Here is an 18,327-nt window from a genome sequence, read left to right as displayed (position 1 = left end):
AAAGTTGAAGTTAGGAAAACGAATTATTTTTAAGGAATTGCAGAAAATGCATAGTCCACTTCATAAACCGTTTCCTTATCGTGCTACTGCAAAATTGCAGCGAGACTTAAAAAGTAAATTTACCGAAGATGACTGTATAAACGCTGATTTTAATCATTATTGGATGCATACAGCAGCTACTTTAAATTCTGTACTAAATGGAAACGAACAGAACATTACGTTTCAACAAATAAAGTGGTTAAGAAAATCGTTTTTCGAGTGGTTTCCGCAATATCGTTTTCTAGAAACAGAAATTGTGAATTATCCCATTTTGTATAGAGATTTCATAAGTTATGAGAAGACCAGGAAGCTATTACTTTATTACCTTACTGAATAAAAGCGAAAACGTACAGGTTACATTACTTGTACGTTTTTTTGTTCATAAAACATTCAATATTAACAACTAGTTTATATAGGAATTCTAATGAGAAGAAAGAAGTACATATAATAGAATGCTACAGGGGAGGAGAGAGGAATAGCTGTTTTACTTTAAGTTATTGTCCAACTCGAATACAGTTAGTTATTTATGTTAAAATATTTCGAGTGAAATCAAGCTTTTAAGGATTTCATTAAACATTAAACAAAACAAGTTAGCAACGTAGAAGGGATAACATTAACATGAAAAACGTATCAAATATAGATAAAGTAGAATCAATAAAATCTTTACAGTCAACAATTAGTAAACTTGAAAATGCCTTATCACAGATGACTCAAAAAGGATCAAATACTACTTTAGTGAAAAAAAGACTCAAAGCAGCTAGTATCGGCTTAGCTATGTTAGAAAGTGTTTGGAAGCAAGAAACTCATCATTATACTCAGGAAGATTTAGCAGAAGCTCGTAATGTTCTGATTGGTTTGCTTCCATCAATTGAAAAGATTTACGTTAAGTCAAAGCTTGGGAGTCCTCAAAGAACGCTTTTAGAAAGAAGAATAAAATCGTTGGAACTTTCTATTCAAGCAATAGACAATTATTCTAGTAAATAACTCATTTAAAGAGTCTTATTACAAAAGTGTAGCAAGGCTCTTATATCATTCTATCAAAATTAAATATCCTTACTGCCACATTGCAGCAAGGGCAAAACATCTTGATCTACCTCATAATTATTCTCAAACTTCACATCTTCAAGAACATTTCATTGTCTTTAATAAAAATCCATGCATTAAGTAATCTTCAATCGCAAAAACACTCAATTATTTAATTTACGAAAATGGAATACCGCCATGTATTGCTGTAGATCATGTTAATCAGCTAGAAGAACTAACTTTTGAAAACGATATTCCTTGGATTGAAAATCAAATTTCATCTATAAATTCTATTGCAACTCAACTTCACTTTTATATGGTAGCAGGACAACTTGAAAACAAACCTCTTTTAACGGCCAATAACCACTTGTATAGAGCTTTAAAAGATAAAGGGTACAAAACCACTTATGAAGAGTTTCGAGACGGTCATGATAGCGTGTGAGGGTGAAAAAAGTTGTTAGATGGATTGAAAGCTTTGAAATAGATAAAAACCACACTATAAAATAAAAAGGAGAGAAAATCTATGAATCAAGAAGAACTAGATAAAAAACTAAAAAAACAAGAGATTTTAGTAAAAGATGAGAAAGTTTGGTCCTATACGTATGAGGATCATATTAGTTCTATCGTTAAACAAGCAGAACAAAAAGGAGCTTTTGATAATTTACCTGGTAAAGGGAAACCTCTTAATCTTGATAAAGATCTTTCTTACAATCCTGAAAAGCAACTTTATAGAACTTTAGCAAATAATCATGTTTTACCTAGGTGGATTGAGCTTTCAAAAGAAATTGATGATTTAAAAGAAAAGCTAAAAGAAAATACAAATACTGCAGAAGCAGCGGATTTAATTCGAACTATTAATAAAAAGGTTTTAGAACATAATCTACTTTGTCCACCAAGCGCGCAAAAAATGAGGGTGAAAATGGATTTTTAACGATTTTCAATTAAGCTATCGCTTACTATATAATTAAGTTAGGCATTTTCAATTCATTACTAAAAGGAGGCAAATGTAGTGAAGAATACGTATCAACTTCAAATTCCGAAAGAACTAGAAAAGTATCGTAGTATTTTAGAAGAAAGTGTGAAACCGTATGTTAAAGTGTCTGGAACATTAGCAGAGACAACGCTTTTTGAAAGTAAGTTTGGTGGATATCCGTATTTACCTATAGATCAAGAGCATCCTAAAGACTCAAACGGACAACCTATGATGCTACTTGCGCAGTTAAACCTTGAAGAAATACCAAACATTGAACATATGCCTCAACATGGAATGTTACAGTTTTTCATAAGTGCTGAAGAAGATCTTTTTGGAGCAGATTTTGATCATCCCACAAGCCAAAAAGACTTTCGAATTGTTTATCATTCTACAATCACAGCGGATTTAACTAAGGTGATTACTGATTTTAGTTATTTAAACACTTTAGATTTAGAGAATTTTATCATACCCAAAGCAGCAAAACTAAAGTTTGAGTTGGCATATCAACCAGTAACACCAAGAGATTATCGATTTGAAATGATTTTTAGTGATAACATTGATTGGGAAGAAATTGTTGATGAAGAAAATAATACAGAATTAGGCGAACTGTATGATGATTTATGTAAAGATCAAGGACATAAAATTGGTGGATATCCATTTTTCACACAGACAGATCCGAGAGAATGGGAAGAAAAATACCAGCAACATGACATATTATTGTTGCAAATCGATACAGACGATTCATTAAATATTATGTGGGGCGATTCTGGGGTTGCTAATTTCTTTATACGTAAGGAAGAGCTGTTAAATCTAGATTTTTCCAACGTCATTTACAATTGGGATTGTTACTAGAAGATACAAATAAAATAATAGCAAACAAAAAATCTTCCTGAAGGTGAGGAGGATTTTTTTATGTTAAAAATAAGCGTTATGTTAACTAGAATAAAAAACAATGAGTGTAATGAAAGTCAAGCCTAAATAACAGAAATAACAACAAATAATGTAAAGTTGTAAAACATGTGCAAATAGCAATAAATTCATTAAGTAAAACATAAAATAAAATTACTAATTTATATTTTGTATAGAAATAATTTTTCTGTATAAAAATTTCTTACCAATCAAAAATGTTTTTAATTCGTTAAATCTTAAGTGATTATTGATTAAGATTTGCTGTGATGAATTTATAACAAATAAAAACGATAAAAACTGAAGAAATTTGTTTAGATAAGATTTCATGTGAATCTCACTAAAAATCTCTATTTCGTCTCATTAAGTATAGTTTACTTGGGTTTTGATACCTGATATTGCTTTGTTTCTACAACTGCCTATAATATATATTATGTTAACTGGATAAAAGTAATAAACTTATTATATGTTAGTGTAGATTGTTACGCTTCCCTTTTCATCGGATTCATTCTGTGTAATCGATTGTGTGCTTATTTGTTTTTGTTTTATGAGTTGTTGATGATAATGTCTCCAGATATAAATTATATTTAAGACAATAAAAAATGCAATTCGTTTTAAATGAACGCATTAAACGAATTGCATGGATATGATTCATAATAAGTTTTTAAAATTAGTTTGCTACAGCAATTGCTTCGATTTCAATTAAAAAGTTATCGTTAATTAACTTTCTAACTTCTACAGCTGAACTTGCTGGTGGATTTTTAGTATCGATGTATTGATCTCGAATATCTCTAACAATGGCCATCTGAGAAATGTCAGTTAAGAAAAATGTTAATTTGACTACATCATTAAATTTTAATTCCGAGGTTTCTAATGCACTTTTAATATTCTCGAATACTTGTCGCGTTTGTGTAGCTAAATCGTCAATTCCAACTATTTGACCGTCAGTGTTAATCGCTACTTGTCCAGATATGTAAATTGTTCGTTTAGCGTTACTAACTTCGACTACATGCGAGTATCCAAAAGTTGGTGACATCGTTTCCGGATTGATAAATTTCTTTTGCACGGCTTTACTCCCCTTTAAATATTTCATTTTCTTCATATGTTAAATTTTAATTTCAGATTATCCTCTATTTACTAATAATTATTTATCCATTTAGCTGCTACATTTGTAAAAGTATATTAGCACTTTAATTTAAAGTTATTAATGGATTATGTACGTTTGATTTTCTTGTGCGCTTGTTATAATTACACCTTGTTTTATTAATTCTTCAGTTACTTTTGTATAGAAAAAGTGATACCACCAGATAAAAAACTCTTCATAAGTTATTTCTTGTGAGTATCTGCTGCTCGCAAAGTATTCTTTTAAAGGTTTATCGTTTTCTTTAAATAATAAGACTAAATCTTTACTGATTGTGTTTGCAATGTCGTTAAGCCTAGATACGTCTGCTTTTTTAAACATCGGGATGATAGGTTGTGAATTTTGATATAAACCTAATTTTTCATAAACTACATTTAAATGTAAGTCTATTTGTCTATCTGCTGCTACGAAACCTTTTACTAATTGCTTTTTCTTATAATTAATATCAGTATTAGTGTTTTGAAAATATTCTTCAAATATTTCGTTATTTGCTGTTATTAAATTTAATGTTGAATATCGAGAATTTCCATAAAGACCAATTTGAACTTCTCCTAAATCTAAATACGTATTACCATACATCCCGAAAGCCTCTATATCTGCTAGTTCTTGTTCTTGAATAGCATAATAATATCGTTTCTTATTTCTTAAAGGTCGTTTCTTTTTTAAATAGTTTTCTTCAATGTAATTTATTTGTCCAAAATCTAATAACACACCACTATACAGTAAAAGACTATACGATTCTTTAGATAAATGATTAAACGTGTCGATTCTTTTTGAAATAAATTCAATTTGATTTGAATGATTTTCAATGATCTTAAGTGTTGGTTTAATTAGAGGTTCACAAAGGTTATAAAGTTTTTTTCCTTCACAAGCTGTTATCACCATGCACGTTGGATAGTACCTCCCTCCTGTTTGTTTCAATAGCCCCTCTACTTCTAATGAATTAACGTGCTTTTCAAATTCATCATTTGTCCAATTTAGCATCATTTTTATAGCATTTGACTCAAAACCAAGATGAACCAATACAAGTAAATATTGAAGTTTCGTTCCTTTTATTTTTATAGATGGCGAATTATCTCCAGATGAAATCATTTTAGTTTCATAAGCCGTATGTAATATATTCTCCGGACTATTATTAGTGAGCATTTCATATTCCCTTCCTTACTAATAAATTCATTGTAAAATCTATGTATTTATTAAGTTCTATAAACGAAAATGAGTGTCCTCTAATAATCCAAAATTAAAAACCTTAGCATAGATATACTAAGGTTTCTTGCATTTTTATAATGAATGAATTCTTTCATAGTCTTTTTTAAATTGATTATCATTTTTTAACCAACTTTTAAAAGTTGGTTCCTTTATTTCTAAAATGGAACAAGTTTTAGCGATACATTTATTTTTCATATATTCCTTAAGGAAATTTTGTTTTCTCTGCTTAACAGCAGCTTGAGTTCTTTTTAGCTTTCGATCTTTTAATTGATCTAGACTTAGACTTTCTTTCTGAAATTCTTCATATTTTCTATGCAGATAAATATCTTTGTCTTTATAAATCCACTTTGAAAATAGTTGTATTGGTTTTCTTCCGGTTAAAATGACGCGATAATGTTTATTTTGATTTAGTAAATCGGCTGGTAAATTTTGATTTTGTAGTACCTGATTTAAAGAATTCATAAAGTTATATGATCCTCCTACAAAGCTTACTGTATAAGTTTCATACTTGACGTAACCATCCCCATCAAAATATCCACGAACAAAATGATGTAAATATTCTTCTGGTACTAAAGGAAATTCAATGTTAAAAGATTTACATGGCATGATTCCGTGAATATTCATTAGATCGTCTTTTATTACTTTGCTATTAATGTTTAGCATATATACGCCTGTTTTTTTATTTCGATATAGTGGCTGGTTGGTGTTTAGTTCTTGTTTTATATCTTCTAAAATATAACTTTCTTTTTGTGATATACTGACACATTGATTTTCTTTTGGTATAGCACCGTCTGCTGCTATAAACCCTAATATATAAGCCATATTATTTGACCAAGTTTTAAAATAATCTTCTTTTATGTCATACTTTCTCTTCCAGCTCCCTATAGCTCGCCTTGGAACGTTGTTGTCTGTTAGAACCATACGAATATACCTTGCAGACACATTAGCAAGTGTAGCGATCTCTGAGGTACTCTTCCCCTCTGCATATAGCTGCGTTATTTCAGATTTTGATAGTTTACATATTGATTTCTTTTTTCGTTCTATGTGCACTTACATCCTCTCCTTCCTTTCTTTTATTAGAGACATATTTTCTTCTATAACATACAACGGAACATATGTTCTTTGTTGCGTATAAGAAGGAATTTACTAAATAAAAACAATTTACATGTACTTAATATTTGTCTTAGCTGCTGCTGTGCGATTTGTACTTTATAGATACAAATAATGAATTTGACGGATTTATGAAATACAAGGCATTTTAGATGAAAGGTAAAATAATATAGTTTAAACTACAAATAGCTACAAAAACAACATACGTAAATTGTTAATTGTAAAAAGGAGAACGAATGAATAAGAAATATACAAATCAAATTCATACTGATATGAGTTTTAAATCGAAAGATATTATAAGTTTAATGACGGATTACTTTAAAATAAAATCAAAGCTGCGTCCTATAAAGGATTTGCCTATCGTTTTATCAAATAAAGATAATGAATCGTTAGAGAGTGTTACATGGTTTGGCCATTCTGCTTCTCTTTTGAAAATAGAAGGTAAAAAACTATTATTAGACCCTATGTTTGGAGATGCCTCTTCCCCATTCCCTTTGTTTAATAGTAAACGCTATAGTGGTGCTTTTTCTTTAGAACGTGATGACCTTCAAGAAATTGATGCGATTATCATTTCTCATAATCACTATGATCATTTGAATTACAAAAGTATTATGCAGTTAAAAGATCGCGCAAAGCACTTTTATGTTCCAACTGGAGTTGCACAATATCTTATTAAATGGGGTGTTTCGCCTAGTAAAATTAGTGAACATAATTGGTGGGACGAAATTACGTTTGATAATATTAAGTTAGTATGTGCGCCTGCAAGGCATTTCTCGGGACGTGGTATGACAGATAGAGATCGTTCATTATGGTGTTCATGGCTTATTCTTGGTCAAGAGACTAAAATTTTCTTTAGTGGTGATAGCGGTTATGCCCCTCACTTTAAGGAAATTGGTGATAAATACGGTCCATTCGATCTTACATTAATGGAATGCGGGCAATATGATCCGAGGTGGTCTGCTATTCATATGTTGCCTGAAGAAACGGTACAAGCTCATATTGATGTTAAAGGAGAATTACTTCTTCCGATTCATTGGGGTGCTTTTACGTTAGCATTACACGAATGGAGTGACCCGATAGAACGTGTTACGAAAGAAGCCAACCGTTTAGGTGTTAAAATTACAACGCCTCAAATTGGCGAATCTATTACGTTGAAATCTACAAATTATCCTTCATCCGCTTGGTGGAAGGAAATTTAATTTTAAAATATAAAAAGAGCGAATCCTCTTATAAAGAATTCGCTCTTTTTTCTGTATTTAAACTTATTTCACAATATTGGATTTCCCACTATCTAAAACTCTATTGGCTGGTACACTGGACATTTCAACCACTGTATTCATACTCTTATCAGTCAGTTCAATGAGTTCGTTTTCATGTTTTATTTTATTTAAATCCCACACCATCCCATGAAATTCATTATGCTGACCACTTACCTGTATAATGCTTTTTGTTTTATTTGAAGGCTGTATTTGAAGATTTGTAAATTGATTCCCACTAATTTCATTTGGCGTAGTTACTTGACTATCCATATAAATCATATTTACACAGTCTTCTAAAGAAAAGTTCATAAAACGATTGGCATTTATCCAAGCTTGTCCGGTGCTCGGTTTTTTTGCTACTAATTTTAGTCCGGTTTCCATTCCTACAATTTTAATGTTTTCGAAGTTAACAAACGAAATTTCATTTTCTTTTCCAGCAGAGTATAAAGAAATTCCGGTACCTTTATTCATTTCCGTCCAATTAATAATATTTATATCTTTTATTTGCGTTTTGTTCCAAGTGTTATAATATTTATTTTTACCGTCTAAATAAATAACTTCAGAGTTAAATTTAGGATCGTCAATAGCTATATACGCTCCTTCAATGGATGCGTTTTTCTCTAGTTCTAGAACTCTAAAGTTTCCCTCAACCACAAATTGTGATCCATAACCAAATAATAATTTCACACCTTTTTTAACAGTGATTGGTGACGTGATTTTATACTTTTTATCATCAAGCAATACGGTTTTTATTTTACTAGACGCTGCTTTATTAATAGCAGATTGTATTTTTATTGAATCATTTGCCCCTTTAAAGTCTTCTACATACAAGTTAGTATTTTTAGCTGCATAGTCTTTTTTGTTGTATTGATAAAAAGCAAAAATAATTAAAACTATACCAATGAGTAAAACAATTACTTTCTTCATCGTACTCACCCCATATCGATTAATCTATGCTTTTATATTTAGGTTATTATTATTTTGCTTTGTATTTCAGATTACCATTGCTGCTTTGTCTATGAATTATATTATGTAGGAGTTAGTAAACTGTTTGCTTTACTAATACATCATTCTTATAATGTATTAATTTATGATTTCATAAAACAAAAGTCTGCTTGTACATAATGTAATCCCTTCCTCTATCCCTAATAAGCTCTTACTGGTGATATAAGATGTACTGCTGCAGATTGCTCTCCTGCTTCAATCAATATCGGTCTCATAGAACCGCCAAAGCTTAAAGTAATCGTTTCTTCTTTTATTGCTCTTAAAGCATCAACCATAAAACGCCCATCGAAAGATATATTTAATTGTTTTTCACCTTGAATCGCATCTATTTGTTGCGTTTCGGATATTTTCCCAATTTGAGAAGCGTTTGAAGAAATTTTAATTGTGGATTCGTTTATGATTTCTAAGTTAACATTGTTATTGGCCCATTCACTTGCTAATAAACTTGATCGGTCTACACCTTGTAATATCTTTTTTCTATCTATGTTAATAATCGTTTTAAAGTCGTTCGGAATAAGGTTGGAAATATTAGGATATTTCCCTTCGATTAGTCTTGAATATAATGTAGTTGTTCCGAGCGTAAATATAATATGACTCTCTGAAAGATAGATATATACGAATTCTGAATTGCTGTTCATTAATTTTAGAAGTTCACTAATGGTTGCGCTTGGTACAATACAATTTGCTTTTACATCTGAGGAAAGCAATGTTTCACGTATCGCTAGTCTATGTGAGTCAGTTGCAGCACAAATTAACTTATTATTAGATAACTCTATATGCACCCCAGTAAGAACAGGTCTAGATTCATTTTTCGCTACCGCAAAGACTGTTTGTTTAAATACTTCAATCAATTGCTCTGTCTCTACTTTGATTTCTGCATGATTGTCTATAAGCGGTACATTCGGAAACTCATCTGCAGGAAATCCATTTAAACTTAATGTGATTTCTTCTGATTGTATCGTAATTAATTGCTCATTCTTACTTTTTATTGCTATATCACTTGGCATTTTCTTTATTATTTCAATGAAATACTTTGCAGGTACAACAATAGTTCCTGCCTTTATAATAGTTGCAATCTTTTCGTCTTCAATTGAAACAGGAATGAATTTTTCGATAAAAATATTCGAGTTACTTGCAATTAAAGTAATTCCAGATTGATCTGCAGTTATTTTTATACCAGTTAATATAGGAATTAAAGATTTTGTTGATATCGCTTTGTTAACTTCTGAAAGTGCTTGAGTAAATTGTTTGTGATTAACGATGAACTCCATGTTTTCCCCACCTTACATGAGATAATATTTTTATGAAGATTGATGAACGATTGTTCCGTTAAAAAAGTACGGTACTGTTTCTTTCCTTTGTAATAAATCTAGTAAATGTTCTGGTATGCGTAAATATGGAGCTGCTATATGTAATTCCATCCAAGTAATCTCTTCAATTTCTTTTGGCCTTGATATATATGTCTCTCCGCCAATTATTTCACCTAGAAAATTAAAGAAAATTGCATGATGATCTCTTTCCTCAAAAAAGGCTTCGCTGATAGAACAAATCCCGTTTACATTTATATGTAACCCTGTTTCTTCTTTTACTTCTCGAATTACTGCTTCTTCTAACGTTTCTCCCAATTTAACTGCGCCACCTGGTAATGTATAATAAGAACCATTTTCCCCTTTGTTTTTTACCATTAAGATCTTTTCGTTTGTTTTATCGTATAAAAGTGCATATGTAACATTTACTTTTTTCATATGTACCTCCTCTATTTTTAATAAAAGGAATTTTCTGTCTTCTATTCATTTTACCATTAACTCCTTTTAATATATATAAGTTAGTTAAGTCTTGCCTTTACCAGTATTGGTGGAATTAATAAGAATAGGCTACTGATATAAAAAAAGAACGTACCTTAGGAAGATTATCCAAAGTACGTTCTTGCAGTTTTAGAATAAAAATTGATTCAATTAATACTGAAATTAATAATAACCTCGCCCTTATTGCATGTGTATTCCAAATACTAATGTTAACAAATTCTATATACTTTTTAGCCGTTTTTCTAAATAATAATGATTATGTCCTTTCGGATGATCTTTACTTACTCCGATTACTTTATATCCATGCTTCTTATAAAAATCAGGTGCCTGAAAACTAAAAGTATCTAAATTGATTAACCTGCACTCTTTTTCAATTGCAAACTCTTCAATAAGCTTTATTAACTTACTTCCGTAACCTTCATGCCTATACTCTTCAGAAACCCATAGAAAGTCAACGTGTATATGGTGCCAAAAAGTTATTGCTGTTACCCCACCTACTATTTCTTCTTTTTCATTTCTTACTATGAAACTAACCTTTTCTGAAGGTGTTTTTTCTTCATCTGCGAGATATTTTTGATTATATTCAATTACTTTCTCTCTTATGTAATCACTATCTTCTTGTACCCACTGCTGTACTATTTTCATTTTAAGTGTCACGCTCCTTTTTACTTATCTATTCAATTTTAAAATGATATTGTCCTGTCTTTAATGAGTTGGTAAAGAAGCAAAGTTAATGGAATAAAAAAGAGCCCTAGTATGAGGACTCTTTTTAAAATTAAGCTATTTTCCGATGTAAATGTTTTAGTTCCTTTTTCTTTTCTACATTTGGTGGACGGATTAATATTGAAATAATGAAGGAAATAACACTTAAAACACCAATTATAATGAAAGTTGGTTGAAATCCTCCAAGTATCGCTCCAATGAATGATCCTGCAAGCGCACCAAATCCGAAACCTTGGTAGACAATCCCGTAATTTGTACTATGGTTTTTTAATCCAAAGAAATCTCCGACAATAGCTGGGAATATAGTTATATTACCGCCGAAGCAAAAGGCGACACTTGCTACACAAGCAAAATAGATTCCGTAATTTAGCGGAATAAAACTTAAAGTAAAGACTGACAATCCTATAATAATAAACGTTGCAGAGACAATTTTCATTCGCCCGATTTTATCTGATAACGTCCCAAGAATGATTCTACCTACTGTATTAAAGATTGCAATCATAGCAACGGCGTTTGCAGCGGTTGCTGCGCTAAGTCCAACAAGTTGTACGCCGATATCTTTTACCATACTGATTAAATACAAACCACCCATACACGAGGTGAATAACATAAAAAATAGCAGATATACTTGTTTCGTTCGCATCATTTCACGCGGAGTATAGTCATTGTGTAATGTTTCAGTTACAGCATTACTTACAATTGCCTCACGTAAGAAGAAGGATCCAATTAACACTAAAAGTAACACGATAATACCCCAATATAAGAATGCTTGTGATACACCAAGGTTATCGATAAGATTTCCGTTTATATATCTAAAGATTAAGCTGCCCATTCCATACGCTGATACAGATATACCTGAAATAAGCCCTTTCCGATTTGGAAACCATTTAATTAAATTAGATAGTGATGTAATATAAGCTGTTCCATCCGCATAACCAACAACGACACCAGCTAATAAATATAATAGTGGTAAAGAAGAAACTTGTGAACTAAGTATTAAGCCGAGTCCTAAAACAATTCCTGCAGTAGCAATAAGTTTTCGAAGTCCTAATTTTTTCTGCAACTTGGCTGCAAATAAAGTTGAGAATGATAAAGAAAAACTTGTTATGGAGAAAGTTATCGCTACTGAATTAAGATTCCATCCAAACTTACTTACAAGGGGTTGATTAAATAAACTCCATGTATAAATTGTTCCAAGGCCAATTTGAACAATGATTGTACCTAGAACAATTAGTAACGGATTTATAGAAGTTTGTTTCATACTAACTGTCCCCTTCTTTTATCTTGACATGAATTTTCACAGTTAGTATATCCATCATAAATTGCAAGATACTGTACGGAAAATGGTAATTAAGTTCATATACACAAAAAGACACTTCATAAAGAAGTGCCTTTTGCAGGTTATATCAGATATTTCTAAAGAAAGCTTTGTTAAGATAAGACATTTTCAAATGCTTATGTATATATGTTATCAAATAATTTCTTAAATGTTATGAGACTTAAGACGTATTTTTCATTCATCATATAGTCGGATGAAAAATTAATATTCGATTTCATCAAAATCTTTCGGCTGCGGTACAGTTTGCATATTAGCTGCATCTTTAGGATCGCTATAAATTGCATTTTGCTCTGTATTTACATCTTTTATATTTTGCTTTTTATCTTTGTTCACTTTATCTTTCATTTTCAATCACTCCTTTTCGTTATAGGAGTAATTATGCCCTATTACCGTTACTAAATGTATCTGCGACTAAATTACTAAATTCACGTAAATAATATAAGTAATTATCACCACCGTAGTTATATCTTTTATTATACATTTTTGCAACAACTACATTATATTCAGGTATTACTAAAATGGTCGGTCCAGTAATCCCTAATATTTGATACGACCCTTTTGGAACACGTTCACCAAGTTCGCTTAATTGCGCAGGCTCATTTTGGATGAACCAAAACAATCCATTTTGTGGTAGCTCTTTGTTTATATATGTTGGACTCTGCAAACTCGTAGCGATTTTTATAACTTCTTTTGGAACAATTTGTTTACCATCTATCCCACCTTGATTTAAATGAAGATTGCCCCACTGCGCAAATTCTCTAGCTGAGACAAACAAATTTTTTTCAGTACCGTCATCTACCGTACCAATTTCACTAATTGCGTCTTCATTTGGATTATTAACAACGTCAACTAAATTTTCATCTCGCTGAACTCTCCAACCTGTTTCTTGAAAATTAGCAGGTTTAAACACACGCTCCTTTAACAATTCAGGAAAACTTTTGTTATATAGCTGATAAATAAGACGTGTCATCATTCTTACATTAATATCTCTATACGCCCATGATTGTCCCGGTGCAAATTCACGAAAAATTGTCCTGTCATTCGTTTCTTCTAATCCGTGCGAATGTGTTACTAAATGTCTTATCGTCGTTTTACTAAGCAATGCAGGATCAAAGTCTTTAAAATATTTTATCGCTTCATCATCAATAGAGTTTATTTTCCCCTCATAAAGCGCATACGCTATCATTAATCCTAAATAACTTTTTCTAGCAGAAGCAACGTTAAATTGTGAAGATGCTGTTACATTCTTGCTTGTAGATGTATTTGAGTGATAACCACTATAATGCTCTAGTACGATTTTATTATCTTTTATAATACAAAGTGCTGTAGCAGAACTATGATTTTTTTCTTTTATATCCTCTACCCAAGAAATCAACTTATCATATGTATACAAATAAATCCCCCTTAATACACATCAAAATTACAGCATGAAAGAAAAGTGCAAAATAGTTTTTACACCTTTCTTTCATATAAAATAGCTTGGATTTTCTACACTTAAATAATCCACCAGTTCCAGCAATTAAAGCAACTGAAACACCCTGCGCATCCTATGCATCCGCCGCAACGACCTGCACAACCTCCACATCTACCGCCGCATCCGCCGCAACGTCCACCACAACCTCCACATCCGCCGCAACGACGTGCATCGTCTTGAATGTAAAAGTATGGATATTGACTTTGTTGTTGATCCCAATACACAACATTGCCAGTTTGATAATCATTAAGGTTTAATGATTGTAGTTCTTGTTGAAACTGATTCATTATGAAACCCTCCATTTATAAATGTAAATTCCGTCCAAATATTAAAGTTAATAAATTCTTTTAAACAAAGTAGAAACAAGACTATAGACTAAATGCGTACATCAACAAAATATGAACTTACACTAGGTGATGTACCTTGTTTTTCAGCCTATTTTCTTTATATTCATTCGATGGACGTATTTACTATAAATAAAGTGATTTAAAAATTACTAATCCAACAATTTAGTAGTTCATCATTTAACTTTCTTTCTAGTAATTCCTTTACTAAAGGCATTGGCATGATTTCATAATGATTTAAAGCTTCTTTATTATAATCTATCCAGTGAAATGCTAAATGAGACTCGCTAGATTTCCGTGTTAAGTCCGTATGTAAATCTTGTGACTCTACTTCAAAAATGTGATTAATTTCATGATGAAGCACTTCTTTATCTTGCCATTGATTTTCTATAACTCCTAAAAATCGTTTTATACTGCAGTTTACTCCAAGTTCTTCTCTTAATTCTCTTTTTAATGCATTCTCTGCTGATTCTCCAATTTCAACATGGCCACCAGGTAAAAAATAATGATGGCCGATATATTCAGCAACTAATAATTTTTCATCTTTTATCATGACTGCTCGTACAATATGATGGAATTTACTTTTCAATTGATATTCCTCCTAGTCATTCAATCTACACTTGTTCAAAATAATCATTTAATATCGGGATTATATAAATCATTGGTGTTTCATATGGATGAATTTCATTAATAACTTCAAGAGCACTTTTTACAAGATCTCGTTTACACTTTATTTCAATTTTACATTCTTGCCCTTCGCATATTTGACCAATTTCCCCATTAAAAGGGGATGCGCCGTCTAACGGTCTCCAATATCCTTTCACTGAACTATAGGAAAGACAATGGTCATATTCGCCCGTTTTACATGCTCCAATTTTATTTAATTCATCCCTTAATGTTTCAATATATTCTTCAGGAATGAACACTTCAATTTTCACTTCAGTAAATTGCATATTTCATTTCACACCTTTACTTCTTAATAGTTAAACAAATAAACGGTATACTTGCTCACCATCATACTCCTGTCCTAATGATATGAAACCATATCGTTCATATAATTTCTTTGCAGAGATATTATCTTTATGTACGGTTAATCTTATTTCTTTACACGATTTAAAAGTATTTTTTATTATATCAATACTTTCTTGTAATGCTGCTTTTCCATAACCATTACCTTGCTGCGATTGATCAATAATAAATCCGTTAATCCAATACATATCCGATGTCTCTATTACAACAGCATGCATAACAAAACCAACCATAAGGTCACCATCGTATATAGCAAATGGTATGTACTCTACATTGTCACCATCTGGTTTTATATATACTTTAGCAAGCGAAACTGCTACGGATGGAACAAATTTCAACTGATTTCCTTTTACTTGTAGCTTTAATGCTTCTTCCCAATTTTCTCTCGTAACAACCTTTAACTGGACATTCAATATTGTAAGCTCCCTTATATAGAGGATGTATGTTTATATTCAACGTAGTGAAATAATTCCCTTTTTCGACAACAACTTATAACATAATTTTCATAAAATCTTGAATGAATTTTTGTTCATCTATTTCTAGTGCTATATGGGCTCCATCAGATATAGAGCTAGGGCGAAAATCAGCAAATGTTTGTCCTTTCGTATCTCCGTATGTATCTACATTTACTGTACGATGCACAAATTCAAAAAAACTTGGATTTACTAATCCACTTATTGCAACCACATCATGTAGCAAAGGCCCTTCCATAGATGGATTAAGTTTTTGGTATGCGGATAGATAGTAATCATACATTGGTTTCATTATCATATGAAATGGATTCTTTGTATTAGCTTGAATATAGTTAAATACATTTGGTGTTAACACAGCTTTGTTTGTTACATTTAAAGGGAATATGAATAAATTCTTTGCTTGATGGAAAACAATTTTACTTGCTATCGGATCTCCATACACGTTTGCCTCTGCTAATGGCGTAACGTTTCCTACTTCTAAAAAAACACCACCCATGAAATAGATTCCTTTTACATTTAGCATTAAATCATTCCATAAATTAAAAGCAATTGCTAACGAGGTAGATCTTCCTACATCAACAATCGTTAAATCTTTTCCGTACTTTATAAGAATCGCAGCAATACTGCCGAAATTATATATTGGAATAGATAATATATTTTCTGGAACATGGATGGGCCCTAATCCTTCTGCTCCGTGAATTTCAGGATAGTACGTAGTAATTTCTTCTGTAAGTGGTTTTGTTGCACCACTAATGACAGGAATGTCTTGTCTATTTGCTAACTGTAAAATATACGCTGCATTATGTGCAGCATGTATATGCTCAACATTTCCGTATCCGGTTACAATACCGACAATTTCAATTTCGGGATGCAGTAAACCATACATAATGGCAAATGAGTCATCAATACCTGGGTCTCCGAAAAATAATACTTTTTCCAAGAAATACTCTCCCTTCATATAAACATAGAGTCATCAATAACTATGTATATGAAAAAAGCAAGTATATCTATGCGAATTTTAGAATGGATAATGTTTTACAAAACATTAAAAAGGAACTAGCGAATGCTAATTCCTTTCTTCAGTAACCATTCTCAAATTTAATTAATTATCGTATCCTTCATAAATTGCATCATTTATTAGATTTTGTGTTTTTTTATCATCAGGTACAGGCTTCCACCAGTTTCCTGTAATAAATAACATAGTTAATAAATTATAACTATCGCTAAAATAACTTTCTCTCTTATTCTTCATCCAATCCCAACCGCTATTTACCCACTTTTGATTATCGCTATCCGTTATACTTGCAGCAATAAATGGTGAAACGAATACAGCAGTTGGATAACTCCCAATATTGGATCCGTTTAATTGATAACCATCCACAATTTTAGAAGGATTTCCATTCGTTTTATTTTGAATCCATGAAGAGACTTTATCAGAAATGACTTTACTTCTTTTCTCACCGTACATCGCATAGTCCATTACAATTCTCAATGGTACCCGACTAGCATTGTAATAATAGGCATTTGTATATTCTGACTCATCTAAGAAGTCTTTAGGTGCGGGTTGTGGTGGGTTTTTTACAACGAAATCTGAAATAAGTCCTGTATTTGGAGAGTACTTATTACTAAATTGCGTATAAACATCGTACAAATTATTAATAACAGTAAGCCAAGTTTTATCACCTGTAAATTCATAAAATGCTCTAAGGTGTGACATCATCCAATCAGATGGTCTCGTATCAAGTGAACTTTTAGAATCCCAATCTCCTAAATTTAGTCGGTTATTATTTGTAACATTACTAGCTTTAATACCTTTTGTAATCATGTCTTGTGCTTCTTTCAAATAATTAACTGTTCCATTAGATCCCCACTGCTTATGAGCAAGAAGAAGAGAATACGCAATATCTAAATCTCCATCAGTAGCAGAATCAAAATGACCTTGTGCTTTTTTACTATCTGCGACAACCCACCCCATTAAATTAGGATTTTGAGAGCTTTTAAAAGTTCTTGCTGTTTTAAATAAACCGTCATAGATTTTTTGAGCATTCGAATCATAACCAGCCATTAATACTGTAATTATCATCCCATACCCTTGACCTTCTGAAGTTCCAAGTGGCTTAAACCCATCCGCATCACCTGTAATCTCTCCTTTTACGTAATAACCACCAGGTAAAGAAGATAAATCATTTTTCAAATATTTCTTTTTCCAATTATCGTAGTAACTTCTTACAGAAGCATTTAAACTTTCCTGTGTAACATGATTCGGTTTTATAACACCTGCATAATTAACTTGCTGGGGAAATGGTTTCATTTCCTTTGCAGCAGCTACTTGTTGATTAACTACGGGAATAGAATTTTGTATTGAATTGTCCGTTACACTTGCTGCGAAACTAGAATTAGAAAAACTAGCTATTCCGATTCCTACAATAGAAATACATGTGAAAAATTTTCTTTTTCCATTCATTATGTTGTCAG

General features: G+C 31.5%; 20 protein-coding genes and 1 pseudogene. 5 read left to right on the top strand and 16 right to left on the bottom strand.

The features are described 5' to 3' along the window. The first annotated feature begins 4 nt into the window (after positions 1-4). From ACW0JX_RS13200 to ACW0JX_RS13185, 4 genes and pseudogenes are all read left to right on the top strand, one after another. A complete protein-coding gene (locus ACW0JX_RS13200) occupies positions 5-376 on the top strand; it encodes a YxiJ-like family protein (RefSeq protein ID WP_000765936.1) in 372 nt (123 codons plus the stop codon). Between the two features lie 281 nt (positions 377-657). Further along, positions 658-1,023, top strand: a complete 366-nt coding sequence (locus ACW0JX_RS13195; RefSeq protein ID WP_029442483.1) for a hypothetical protein — start codon at positions 658-660, stop codon at positions 1,021-1,023. A gap of 88 nt (positions 1,024-1,111) precedes the next feature. Next, a pseudogene (locus ACW0JX_RS13190) lies at positions 1,112-1,993 on the top strand (DnaJ family domain-containing protein); the annotation flags it as partial. Between the two features lie 78 nt (positions 1,994-2,071). Beyond that, positions 2,072-2,887 (top strand): YwqG family protein, encoded by an 816-nt coding sequence (locus ACW0JX_RS13185; protein WP_459245768.1) that lies wholly within the window; start codon positions 2,072-2,074, stop codon positions 2,885-2,887. A 724-nt stretch (positions 2,888-3,611) separates the two neighbouring features. Here ACW0JX_RS13185 and ACW0JX_RS13180 read toward each other — a convergent pair. The 3 genes from ACW0JX_RS13180 to ACW0JX_RS13170 all read right to left on the bottom strand — a co-directional run bounded on the left by ACW0JX_RS13180 (position 3,612) and on the right by ACW0JX_RS13170 (position 6,341). Next, positions 3,612-4,007 (bottom strand): RidA family protein, encoded by a 396-nt coding sequence (locus tag ACW0JX_RS13180; RefSeq protein WP_089171173.1) that lies wholly within the window; start codon positions 4,005-4,007, stop codon positions 3,612-3,614. Positions 4,008-4,145: 138 nt separating this feature from the next. Then, positions 4,146-5,228, bottom strand: coding sequence for a hypothetical protein (locus tag ACW0JX_RS13175; RefSeq protein ID WP_089171172.1), 1,083 nt, complete (start codon positions 5,226-5,228; stop codon positions 4,146-4,148). 135 nt (positions 5,229-5,363) lie between these two features. After that, positions 5,364-6,341, bottom strand: a complete 978-nt coding sequence (locus ACW0JX_RS13170; RefSeq protein ID WP_459245767.1) for an LAGLIDADG family homing endonuclease — start codon at positions 6,339-6,341, stop codon at positions 5,364-5,366. Positions 6,342-6,637: 296 nt separating this feature from the next. Between ACW0JX_RS13170 and ACW0JX_RS13165 the strand changes: the two genes are divergently transcribed. Beyond that, positions 6,638-7,600, top strand: a complete 963-nt coding sequence (locus ACW0JX_RS13165) for an MBL fold metallo-hydrolase (protein ID WP_459245766.1) — start codon at positions 6,638-6,640, stop codon at positions 7,598-7,600. A 63-nt stretch (positions 7,601-7,663) separates the two neighbouring features. Here ACW0JX_RS13165 and ACW0JX_RS13160 read toward each other — a convergent pair whose 3' ends face one another. The 13 genes from ACW0JX_RS13160 to ACW0JX_RS13100 form a co-directional block, all read right to left on the bottom strand. Beyond that, the gene (locus ACW0JX_RS13160) at positions 7,664-8,587 is read right to left on the bottom strand and encodes a hypothetical protein (protein ID WP_095690775.1); all 924 of its coding nucleotides are present in this window, start codon (positions 8,585-8,587) and stop codon (positions 7,664-7,666) included. Positions 8,588-8,805: 218 nt separating this feature from the next. Further along, positions 8,806-9,936, bottom strand: a complete 1,131-nt coding sequence (gene dnaN / locus ACW0JX_RS13155) for a DNA polymerase III subunit beta (protein WP_089171168.1) — start codon at positions 9,934-9,936, stop codon at positions 8,806-8,808. A gap of 30 nt (positions 9,937-9,966) precedes the next feature. Continuing rightward, positions 9,967-10,410 (bottom strand): NUDIX hydrolase, encoded by a 444-nt coding sequence (locus tag ACW0JX_RS13150; protein ID WP_029442479.1) that lies wholly within the window; start codon positions 10,408-10,410, stop codon positions 9,967-9,969. A gap of 279 nt (positions 10,411-10,689) precedes the next feature. Beyond that, entirely contained in the window at positions 10,690-11,115 is a 426-nt protein-coding gene (locus ACW0JX_RS13145) for a GNAT family N-acetyltransferase (RefSeq protein WP_089171167.1), read from the bottom strand. A gap of 130 nt (positions 11,116-11,245) precedes the next feature. Further along, positions 11,246-12,454: an L-lactate MFS transporter gene (locus tag ACW0JX_RS13140; RefSeq protein ID WP_089171166.1), complete on the bottom strand. Its 1,209-nt coding sequence runs from the start codon at positions 12,452-12,454 to the stop codon at positions 11,246-11,248. 279 nt (positions 12,455-12,733) lie between these two features. After that, positions 12,734-12,877, bottom strand: coding sequence for a hypothetical protein (locus ACW0JX_RS13135; RefSeq protein ID WP_071732166.1), 144 nt, complete (start codon positions 12,875-12,877; stop codon positions 12,734-12,736). A gap of 31 nt (positions 12,878-12,908) precedes the next feature. Next, on the bottom strand, positions 12,909-13,925 hold the full coding sequence (locus ACW0JX_RS13130; RefSeq protein ID WP_089171165.1) for a serine hydrolase domain-containing protein: 1,017 nt from the start codon (positions 13,923-13,925) through the stop codon (positions 12,909-12,911). 101 nt (positions 13,926-14,026) lie between these two features. Continuing rightward, on the bottom strand, positions 14,027-14,293 hold the full coding sequence (locus tag ACW0JX_RS13125) for a heterocycloanthracin/sonorensin family bacteriocin (protein WP_071739420.1): 267 nt from the start codon (positions 14,291-14,293) through the stop codon (positions 14,027-14,029). 199 nt (positions 14,294-14,492) lie between these two features. Beyond that, positions 14,493-14,939: an NUDIX domain-containing protein gene (locus ACW0JX_RS13120; RefSeq protein WP_089171163.1), complete on the bottom strand. Its 447-nt coding sequence runs from the start codon at positions 14,937-14,939 to the stop codon at positions 14,493-14,495. Positions 14,940-14,964: 25 nt separating this feature from the next. Beyond that, positions 14,965-15,303, bottom strand: a complete 339-nt coding sequence (gene cutA / locus ACW0JX_RS13115) for a divalent cation tolerance protein CutA (RefSeq protein WP_089171162.1) — start codon at positions 15,301-15,303, stop codon at positions 14,965-14,967. A gap of 30 nt (positions 15,304-15,333) precedes the next feature. After that, the gene (locus ACW0JX_RS13110) at positions 15,334-15,792 is read right to left on the bottom strand and encodes a GNAT family N-acetyltransferase (RefSeq protein WP_001102684.1); all 459 of its coding nucleotides are present in this window, start codon (positions 15,790-15,792) and stop codon (positions 15,334-15,336) included. Positions 15,793-15,868: 76 nt separating this feature from the next. Next, positions 15,869-16,792, bottom strand: a complete 924-nt coding sequence (locus tag ACW0JX_RS13105; protein WP_078187144.1) for a nucleoside hydrolase — start codon at positions 16,790-16,792, stop codon at positions 15,869-15,871. Positions 16,793-16,954: 162 nt separating this feature from the next. Continuing rightward, positions 16,955-18,316 carry a glycosyl hydrolase family 8 gene (locus ACW0JX_RS13100; RefSeq protein ID WP_089171161.1) on the bottom strand — a complete coding sequence of 454 codons (1,362 nt, stop codon included), beginning with the start codon at positions 18,314-18,316 and terminating at the stop codon, positions 16,955-16,957. Between the last annotated feature and the right edge of the window lie 11 nt (positions 18,317-18,327).

This window comes from Bacillus sp. C-3-6 (genome assembly GCF_054509685.1).
The sequence above is the reverse complement of the archived record's forward strand: the minus strand, read 5'-3'. Positions and strand labels throughout refer to the sequence as shown.

What these genes read in the sequence shown, in the direction of transcription:
- ACW0JX_RS13145 (WP_089171167.1), bottom strand. Translation starts at nt 11,115, where the DNA reads ATGAAAATAGTACAGCAGTGGGTACAAGAAGATAGTGATTACATAAGA.
- ACW0JX_RS13175 (WP_089171172.1), bottom strand. Translation starts at nt 5,228, where the DNA reads ATGCTCACTAATAATAGTCCGGAGAATATATTACATACGGCTTATGAA.
- ACW0JX_RS13125 (WP_071739420.1), bottom strand. Translation starts at nt 14,293, where the DNA reads ATGAATCAGTTTCAACAAGAACTACAATCATTAAACCTTAATGATTAT.
- ACW0JX_RS13135 (WP_071732166.1), bottom strand. Translation starts at nt 12,877, where the DNA reads ATGAAAGATAAAGTGAACAAAGATAAAAAGCAAAATATAAAAGATGTA.
- ACW0JX_RS13100 (WP_089171161.1), bottom strand. Translation starts at nt 18,316, where the DNA reads ATGAATGGAAAAAGAAAATTTTTCACATGTATTTCTATTGTAGGAATC.
- ACW0JX_RS13160 (WP_095690775.1), bottom strand. Translation starts at nt 8,587, where the DNA reads ATGAAGAAAGTAATTGTTTTACTCATTGGTATAGTTTTAATTATTTTT.
- ACW0JX_RS13150 (WP_029442479.1), bottom strand. Translation starts at nt 10,410, where the DNA reads ATGAAAAAAGTAAATGTTACATATGCACTTTTATACGATAAAACAAAC.
- ACW0JX_RS13140 (WP_089171166.1), bottom strand. Translation starts at nt 12,454, where the DNA reads ATGAAACAAACTTCTATAAATCCGTTACTAATTGTTCTAGGTACAATC.
- ACW0JX_RS13195 (WP_029442483.1), top strand. Translation starts at nt 658, where the DNA reads ATGAAAAACGTATCAAATATAGATAAAGTAGAATCAATAAAATCTTTA.
- cutA (WP_089171162.1), bottom strand. Translation starts at nt 15,303, where the DNA reads ATGCAATTTACTGAAGTGAAAATTGAAGTGTTCATTCCTGAAGAATAT.
- dnaN (WP_089171168.1), bottom strand. Translation starts at nt 9,936, where the DNA reads ATGGAGTTCATCGTTAATCACAAACAATTTACTCAAGCACTTTCAGAA.
- ACW0JX_RS13165 (WP_459245766.1), top strand. Translation starts at nt 6,638, where the DNA reads ATGAATAAGAAATATACAAATCAAATTCATACTGATATGAGTTTTAAA.